This is a genomic window from Saccharothrix sp. NRRL B-16348, assembly GCF_001280085.1.
Lineage (GTDB): Bacteria > Actinomycetota > Actinomycetes > Mycobacteriales > Pseudonocardiaceae > Actinosynnema.
On the sequence record NZ_LGED01000261.1, the window covers coordinates 26979 to 35375 of the forward strand.

Annotated in this window: 3 protein-coding genes; 1 reads left to right on the forward strand and 2 read right to left on the reverse strand. The window is 72.3% G+C overall.

Annotation, left to right across the window (positions count from 1 at the left end):
• Position 1: 1 nt before the first annotated feature.
• Together sdhC and ADK67_RS43530 are read right to left on the reverse strand one after the other, a co-directional pair.
• Positions 2 to 427 carry a succinate dehydrogenase, cytochrome b556 subunit gene (sdhC, locus tag ADK67_RS43525; RefSeq protein ID WP_053722475.1) on the reverse strand — a complete coding sequence of 142 codons (426 nt, stop codon included), beginning with the start codon at positions 425 to 427 and terminating at the stop codon, positions 2 to 4.
• A 241-nt stretch (positions 428 to 668) separates the two neighbouring features.
• Positions 669 to 8093, reverse strand: coding sequence for a hypothetical protein (locus ADK67_RS43530; RefSeq protein WP_053722476.1), 7425 nt, complete (start codon positions 8091 to 8093; stop codon positions 669 to 671).
• On the opposite strand from ADK67_RS43530, the gene ADK67_RS54390 reads away from it, so the two are divergent.
• Positions 8080 to 8397 (forward strand): hypothetical protein (locus ADK67_RS54390; RefSeq protein ID WP_231648654.1); only part of this gene is annotated, 318 nt, incomplete at its 3' end. The two genes, ADK67_RS43530 and ADK67_RS54390, sit on opposite strands and share 14 nt — an antisense overlap.

Consider the following 8397-nt stretch of genomic DNA (forward strand, 5'->3'; position numbering starts at 1 on the left):
ATCAGTGACCCCCACCGAGCAGGTCGGTAACCGTGCGGACCATCATGTAGTAGGTGCCGGGGATCATCACCAGCACCCAGACGCCGAGCACCGCCCACAACATCTGCTTCTGGTAGCGCGCGCCCTTCTCCCAGAAGTCGACGAGCATCACGCGGATGCCGTTGAGCGCGTGGTAGAGGACCGCGCCGACGAGGCCGACCTCGAACAGGTTGACGATCGGGTTCTTGTAGGTCTCGATGACCTTGTCGTACGCGTCCGGCGACACGCGCACCAGCGCGGTGTCCAGGACGTGCGCGAACAGGAAGAAGAACGTCAACACACCGGTGATGCGGTGGGCGACCCAGGACCACATCCCCAGGTCGCCGCGGTAGAGCGTTCCGCCCCCTTTAGAGGTGCCCGCCCGCTCGGGTGCGGTGGTGCCGGCCATGCGCAACGGCCTCCAGCGTCAGTGGTGGACTGGTCTCCGGTACGTGCGTCGTACGCGGACCTTGACCCCCGGATGCTAGACCCGCTCGAGCCACCCGACCCAACAGCCTGACCCGTCTGTGAGCGACGAGACACCGGGTGGTCACTGGATCGATTCGTCTCACAGGCCGGCACGTCCGACTGTGCGGCGCCGATCACCCCGAAGGGTGACCGGCACCGTCCACTGCGGACCCGTCCGCTGGTCAGCGCGGTCGGTAGGTGGCCACCCCGTGCACCACGGCCAGGTCGACGTGGATCTCCGGCTGGACCGGGCCGGTGAACGGCGGCAACCACACCGGCTGGGGCACGCCCGGCAGGTGGATGACCAGGTTCACACCCAGGCGGGACGCGATGAGCCGGCCGGTGAGGTCGCGGGCGTTGCCCGCCCTGGCGTTCTCCGCCGGGTCCTGGAGCGACCAGTTCAGGTTCTCCACCAGCGCGCCGTACAGGTGGGTCTTGCGCATCGGGTGGGCCGCGGTGAAGTCCGCGACCTGCTCGGCGATGCCGGTGGCGGAGGTCACCACGTCCTGCCGGAGGGCGGCCGGCGGGATGTTGGTGACCTGCCCGACCGCCGCGTACAGGCCGCCCGGCGCCGGTGGCGGTGCGGAGGGCAGGAGGTCGTGCGCGGTGAACCGGAGGTGCTTCAGGGCCTCGTTGACGAGGTCGGGAGGCACCTGGCCGTTCGGCGCGTGGGGCGGCGGCACGGTCCGGGTGTGCGGAGTGGACGGTCCACCGCCGGTCGTGAGCGGGGGGATCGGCGGTGTGGTCGACGGTGCGCGGTGCGGTGCGGTGGGTTGTGGGGTGGGTGGCGGGGTGGTCGCCGGCTGGGTGCCGTTGGTGGCGGGCGCGAGGTCGGCCGGGGTGGTGGTGCCGGGCGCGAGGTCGGCTGGGGTGATGGTGCCGGGCGCGAGGTTCGCCGGGGTGGTGCGGGGCTCGGTGCCGCCGGCCGGCGGGGAAGGGGGTGTCGGGCGGTTGAAGTCGGCGATCCGCTGGTCCACCTCGATACGGGCGTTCCACCAGTCGCGTTGGCGCAGGTCGGCGGCGGTGCGGCGGTGGTCCAGCGCCACCTCGGCCGCGGCGATCTCCGCTTCCAGGTCCGCGATGGTGCGCTCGACCTGCTGCTGCGCGGTCAACGCGTGCTGCCGGGCGTCCGCCGCGCGCTGGGCCGCGTCACGGCCGTTGCCCAGCTCGGTGTCGGCGGTCTCCAGCGCGCCCTGCGCGGCGTCCAGCTCGCCGTCGGCCTGGTCGAGGTCGGTCCGCGCCTGCTCGGCGGCGGTCCGGGCCCGGTCGACCTCGGCCTGCGCGGCGGCCTGCGCCTCGATCGCCTGCTGGTTCGCGACCTGCGCCGCGTCGGCGACCTCGACCGCCGTGTCGACCTCCGCCTCACGGGTGTCGCGCGTGGCGCGGGCGTCGTCCACCTTGCCGACCAGGTCCTTGGCGACCTCGTCCGCGGCGATCGGCGGCGCGTCCTCGGGACGGTTGTCGAGGTGCGCGTCAAGGTCGTCCTGGGCGACGTCCAACGCCGCCTGCGCGTCGTCCAGCCTGCCCCGTGCCACGTCCAGCCGCGCGTTCGCGTCCGCCAGGGCAAGCCCGGTGGAGCGCACGTCGGCGTCGGCGGTGTCCAGCGCGCCCTGTGCGTCCCGGTGGGCCGCGTCGAGGCCGGGGATCCGGTCGCGCAGGTCCGCGACCACGTCACTCGCCGTGTCGCGCCGGGTCCGCGCGTCCTGGACGGCCTGCTCCAGGGTGGGCACGCGGCCGGTTTCCGCGAGCTGGGTGCCGATGGCGGCGTTGTGGCCGACCTGCGAGGTCGTCAGGTCGCTCTGGAGCCGGGCGATGTCGGCGGCCACCCGGTTGATCACGGCCTGCGCGTCGTGCCGCGCCTTGTCCACCTCCAGCTCCGCGTCGCGCCACGCCTTGGCGGTGTTCTTGACCGCGGTCTGCGCGTCGCTCAACCCGGCGTCGAAGCCCCGCCCGAGCACCGTCTCGGCCTCCGCCGCCGGCATCCGCACCGAGGCCGAGCCCGGCACGCTGAGGTCGACCACGCTGGTCTTGCCGCCGACCGTGGCGACCACGCGGTACTCGACGTCGAAGTCGACCAGGCCGGTGCGGCCCTGCGGCTTGAGGTTGTTGGTCTTGTTGGTCGCCGAGCCGCCGGACAGCGCCTCGGCGTCCTCGGCGGCGTGCCGGGTCTCGACGCCGCCGGTGGCGAAGTTCGCGTTGTCCTTCGGGTCCTGGCTCGGCGCGACCGCGGCGCTGCCGGTCGCCCAGCCCGCCGACACGTCGCCGGTCTCGCTGTGCTTGGCCTCGCCGGAGGTCGTGGTGACCGACGACTTCGGGTTCTCCAGGTTCACGCCGTCGCTCAGGCCGCCCAGCTTCGGCCTGACCAGCTTGGCGTACACCTTCACGTCGGCGTGCTGACCGAACGCCAACGCCGCCTCGTGCAGCCCCGGCACGTCCAAGGGGCCGTCGAGCATCCCCGGCAGGCTCGGCTGGAGGTTCTCCGAGCTGAGCGTCGCCAGCAGCGTGTTCAGCGAGCCGGTGCCCTTGGCGGTGATGCCCTTGTTGGCGCCCGCCGCGGTGAGCGCCGCGATCGCCGCGGCACGCAGGTCCTGGGCGGCGCGCAGGTTCTCCACCGACGCCTTGGGCGGCAACGCGGTCCCGCCGTCCCGCTGCCAGGCCGCCGCGGCCTGCGGCGTGCCCACCGCGGCGGGTCGCGGGGTCGTGGTCGACGCGTAGGGCGCGGGCGGCGTGGCGGCCGGCGTGAACACCTTCTGGTTGTCCGCGTGCAGCCGAACCCCGATGACCTGCTGCTCGGACGCCCTGGCGACGACCTGGTCGCCCTTCTCCACCACCAGCTCGAACTTGACGGGCACGGTGTACTTCGCCGCCGGGCCACCGCCCGCGCGCAGGTGGCCGAACTGCTCGGTGGTGGCCTTGTTGACGGTGCTGCTGTGCTGCTGGCCGACGTTCGCCGCCGCGATCACGCCCACACCGCCGGACACGTTCGGGTTCGCGCTGCCGGGCTGCGCCAGGCCGGGTGCCTTGAGGCCGACGCCCCAGCCGCTGGACCTGCCCTGGCCGTCGGTCGCCTTCCGGGCGCCCGCGATGGTGTGCTCCATGTCGACGCCGTCGTTGACGACGCCGGTGAAGCTCGGCGGCGCCGTGACGTGCGCCTTGAGCGTGACCTGGTAGTTGTCCTTGCCGAACGTGCCCGGCTGGTGCAGCAGCAGCGGCACGCCGCCGTCCAACGCGCTGTCGATCATCGCCTTGACGCTCGTCGGCGAGCTGAAGTCGACCAGCCGCTGGAAGTTGTTCATCGAGTCCTTGAGGACCGAGTCCGGCACCAGGTCGCTCTTGAACGGACCGCTGGTCTGCTCGTTGAGGTCGGTGATCAGCCCGGAGACCATCCCCGACAGGTTCGGCGCGGTGTCCAGCGTGCTCAGGCCGAGCGAGCTGGGCTTGTCCGGCGTCAGCGTCCCGGGCGGCGTCAGCGAGCCGAAATCGGGCGGCGGCGTCTTCGCCTGCACCTTCGGCAGCACGCCCAGGTCGCGCGCCACGTCCTCGCTGACCCGCACGAACACGCCGCCGGGCAGGGTGACCTTGGCGCCCTCCACGCGCGGCGTGCCGCCGTAGACGACGTTGCCCGACCGGCTCTCGGCGACCACGGTGACGTCCGCGTCGAGCTGGATCAGCACGGTCCGCGCGCTGGGCGGGGTGACGAAGTTGCGGTCCACGCTGCCGCTGACCTCGGTCGCGCTCGTCTTCGACGCCGAGTACGGCGTGATCTTGCCCGCCACGGCCACGCCGCCCGAGCCGGACGCGGGCTTCGGCTCGCCCGCGGGCACCGGCGCCGCGTTCGGCTTGACCGGCAGGTTGACGCCGCCGGTCAGGTCGACGGTGTGGCTGCTGGTCTTCGCGTCACCGGCCTTGTAGCCGCCGGTGGTCGCGTTCTCCGTGCCGGTGTTGTCGGAGATCGACACCAGCTTCGGGTTGCCCAGCTCGATCGCCATGCCGATGGCGCCGCTGCGGTCGGTGACCCGGCGGCCGTACTTCAGGCCGTTCTCCTGCATGCCGGTCTCGGTCAGCTTGCGCAGGTTGGCCTTGATGCTCTCCGGGCTGAACAGCTTGTCGATCTGGTTGCGCGCCTCGGTGCCGGGCACGGTCAGCGCCGAGTCGCCCTTCGCCGCCAGGTTGAGCGCCCGGATGGCCTGGTCGCGCACCGTCTCGGTGTTGACGACGGCCTCGACGTGCAGGAAGTCCGGCGCGGCGGGCCGCGGCGACGGCGGGTTGAGCAGGTTCTTGATCGTCGGCGGCTGGTCGAGCCTGGTGGACACCGGCTCGCCGGGCGTGAACCCGGACTGGTCGTTGTCCATCGACGAGCTGTCCGACACCCACAGGTGCACCGGGCCGGTGATCTGCTCCAGGCTCTTCGCGCCGGGCGGGACGGGGCCGCCGGTCATGGCGACCAGCTTGGGGGCGGGCACCTCCCGGAACGGCGAGCCCGGCGTCACCCGCTTCACCCACGCCCGGTTGCGGCTGAACGAGGTGATCTCGACGTAGAACTCCAGGTCCTGCGCGAACACCTGGGCGTCCGGGCTGCCGACGTTGAGGCCCGTGCTCGTGACCGTCGGTCCGCCGGTGTTCTTGGTGCCCCACCCGTAGGTGTACTTCGCGCCGACCTGCGGCGTCGGGGTGAGCGAGGCGGCGCCGGTCTTGACCGGGAACACCGCCTTGCCCTCGACACCGACGCTGACCGACTTCTGCGTGGCGGTGGTGCTGTCCAGCTTCGGCGCGGTGTTCGCCGAACCGCGCACGTTGCGGGCGTCGACCTGACCGAGGTGCCGCGTGCCGACCGGTCGGGCGCGGACGGTGACGTTGACGTACTCGTTGGTGCTCAGGCCGCGCTTCTTGAGCTGCACCTGCACACCGGCGCCGAGCAGGCTGTCCATCTTGGTCTTCAGCGCGGTCGGCGACAGCTCCGCGTCGAGCTTGCGCTGGTTCGCCATGGCCTCCGCGACGTCGGCCAGTCCCTGGCCCTTGCGGGAACCGGTGTTCGGGTCGTTCCAGCCCGGCAGGAACTTCTCGAAGCCGGGCACGGCGCGCAACGTGGCCTGGACCTGCTGCTGGACCTGGGCGCCCGGGCCGAACTCGCCGACCTTGACGTTGCCCGCCGCCAGGTCCGCGGCCAGGTACGGCGGGAGGTACTTGGTGCCCGCCGTGTCGGGCTTGGTCAGCCCGGGGGCGGTGCCCGGCGGCACCGGCAGGGTCAGTGAGGCGGCCTCGGGCAGGCCGACCCGCATATAGGTGGTGACCGGCGTGATCACGTCCGCGCCGTTGGGCGTGCGGATGTGGACGTTCGCGGTCACCTTGTAGAGGCCGGTGTCGCCCTTGAGCTGGATGCCGGTGCGGGTGCTGCTGGTCGTGCCCGCGTTCGAGGTCTCGGAGGTCCGGGCCGAGTACCCGCCGGTGACGCCGGCCGCGCCGCCGATCACGCCGGGCACGCCCACCCCGCCGCCGACGCCGGCCGCGACGTCGAAGCCGGTCTTGGTGGTGGCGGACACGGAGCTGCCGGTGGCCTGGGACTCGTGCAGCCGGAGCTGGGCGGCGTCGGTCGTGCCGACCAGCTCGGCGCTCAGCAGGGTCGCCTTCATCTGCACGGCGTTGGCCTTGTTGCCGTGCGGGCTGATCAGGTCGGGCGAGGTGACCCAGCCGCCCAGCATCGCGCCGAGGTTGTCGCGGACGGTGGTGGGGTTGAGGAAGTCCTGCAACGCGGTGCGGCCGGGCGCGCCGATCTTGGTGATCGACGGGTGCAGCTTCGCGGCGACGTCCGTGAACGCCTGCTTCGCGTCCAAGTCCGTGACGGCTTCGGGCGTCGGGTGCTCCAGCTTGGCGCCCCAGCCCGGCGGCAGGGCGGCGGCCGGTTGGGCGTTGCCCGAGCCGGCGATCGTCTCCAGGTCGTTCGGCACGGCGAGGGTGACGCCGCCGTTGACCGCTTGCGGTGCGCGCACCTTGCCGTTGGCGGCGGTGAGCGTGACCTGGAAGGAGACCGGGACGTCGACGTTCGTGGAGCTCTCGCCGCCGCGGATGAACCGCTGGTCCACCGTGCCGGAGGACGTGTTCAGCGTGGTGGCGGGGGTGGCGAGCTGCGCCTTGCCCGCCAGCGAGCCGTACGGGCCGACGCCCGCGCTCGCCGCCGCGGCGAGGCCGACGTCGTTGGCGGTGGTGAGGTTGGTGGCGGTGCCCGTGTTGGCGGCGGACTGGGCGGCCATGTCCACCTTGGTGGTGGTGGACGGCGTGCCGGTGACCGCGGCGACGTCGGCCGGCGGGAGCATCGTGGCCCGCACGTTGGCCTCGTACCACGTGCCGTCGATCTTGACCTGGAAGTCGCGACCCTGGCCGAGGAACGACTCGAAGTTGTTCTCCAGCGCGCTTTCGATGACGGCGGCGTCGGCCCGCGTGATGCCGGTCATGGTGCCGGTGACGTGCTGCGCGCCACGCACGTCGGTGGGCGCGATCGTGCCCAGAGCCTTGCCGTGCTGGAAGAAGTCCGGCAGGTTCCGCGACGCGAGCACGGGCCTCGGTCCCGGGTTCGGCCCTGGGTTCGGAGCCGGGTTCGGTGCTGCGGGGGCGGGCGTGGTGTTGGCCGCCGGTGCGGCGAGGTCGACCAGCGGGATCGGCGCGTTCGGCGGTGCGGGGCGCGTCCGGGCAGGGGTGGCGGGCTCGGCGACACCGCCGAAGTAGTCGCGGAGCATGGTCTGGAACGTGGTCCCGGCGTTGAAGCTGTCCCACTTGGACCGGGTCCGGTCGAACTCCTTGTTCAGCGCGTCGATGTTGGTCTGGTAGCGGGCGCTGCCGTCGGGGAACTGGTTGTACTGGGGGGTTTGTCCTTGGCGTTGGGCGAGGGCGTCGGTGATGCGGCGGGCGAGGAGTTCGGTGGTGGCTTCGTCGGGGTTGATGTTGGTGTTGTAGACGCCGCCTTGGCCTGCGCGGTGGGCGAAGGTCTGGTCGCTGCCCACGGAGTGCACGTGCATGAACTCGTGGGTGAGCAGGTGGCGGATGGCGTCGGCTTTGCGCGACGGGTCGGTGGTGAGGTCGTTGAGGTGGTCGGTGTTGAGCAGGACGTGCCCGTTGATGGCCCGTGCGGGGTTGGTCAGCGTGCTCTGGATCAGGCTGTTCCGCTGCGCGTCGACGTCGCCGTTGGGGCCGACCTTGGCGTGGACGACGCTGTCCAGCAGGGCGTCGAGGCGTGCGGTGGCGTCCGGGCTGCCGTTGTTGAGCTGACGCAGGAAGTCGGGGGACAGGATTTCGGCGCGGACCTGCGCCGGGTCGATGCCCTGCGCGGTGAGGTCTTGGACGGTGAGGTCCGATTCGCCTCGGTCGTGGGTGTTGAGGGCGGTGTCGAGTTCTTGTTGGACGGCGAAGTGCTTGGCGAACGTCTGCTGGTCGAGCTGGACCACCAGGTCGGGGTTCACGTTCGGCGTGGTGCTGATGCCGTGGGTGTCGTTCAGGGTGCCGAACAGGGCGTCGATGCCCGCTCGGATCTGGCCGATGTCGACCTGGACGCCGGCGATCGTGACCGGTGCCGGGGGGATGTTGGCGGGCAGGCGGTCCAGGATGCCGTTCTTCAAGGCGTCGTCGCGGCTGGTCGAGAACGGTGCCGCCGGCGTGGCGGACGTGGACGGCGCGCCCGGGGGCGGCGGTGCCGGCGGACCCGACGACGGTGCCTGGGTCCCGAACCCGGGTGGGGGCGGCGGCGCGGCAGGTCCGGCCGTCGTGGTCGAAGCAGACGGGGGTGGCGGTGGTGGTGGTGGGGCGGCCTGCTGCGTCGAGGTGACCGACGGCGGTGGCGGTGGCGGTGGTGCGGCAGGGCCGGTGTTCTGCGGTGCGGGGTTCGCCGGGGGCGGCGGGGGGGGTGGCGGGGGGGGAGGGGTG

Bases quoted from the DNA above. Each gene is read 5' to 3' on its own strand.
- sdhC (WP_053722475.1), bottom strand. From the start codon at position 427: ATGGCCGGCACCACCGCACCCGAGCGGGCGGGCACCTCTAAAGGGGGC.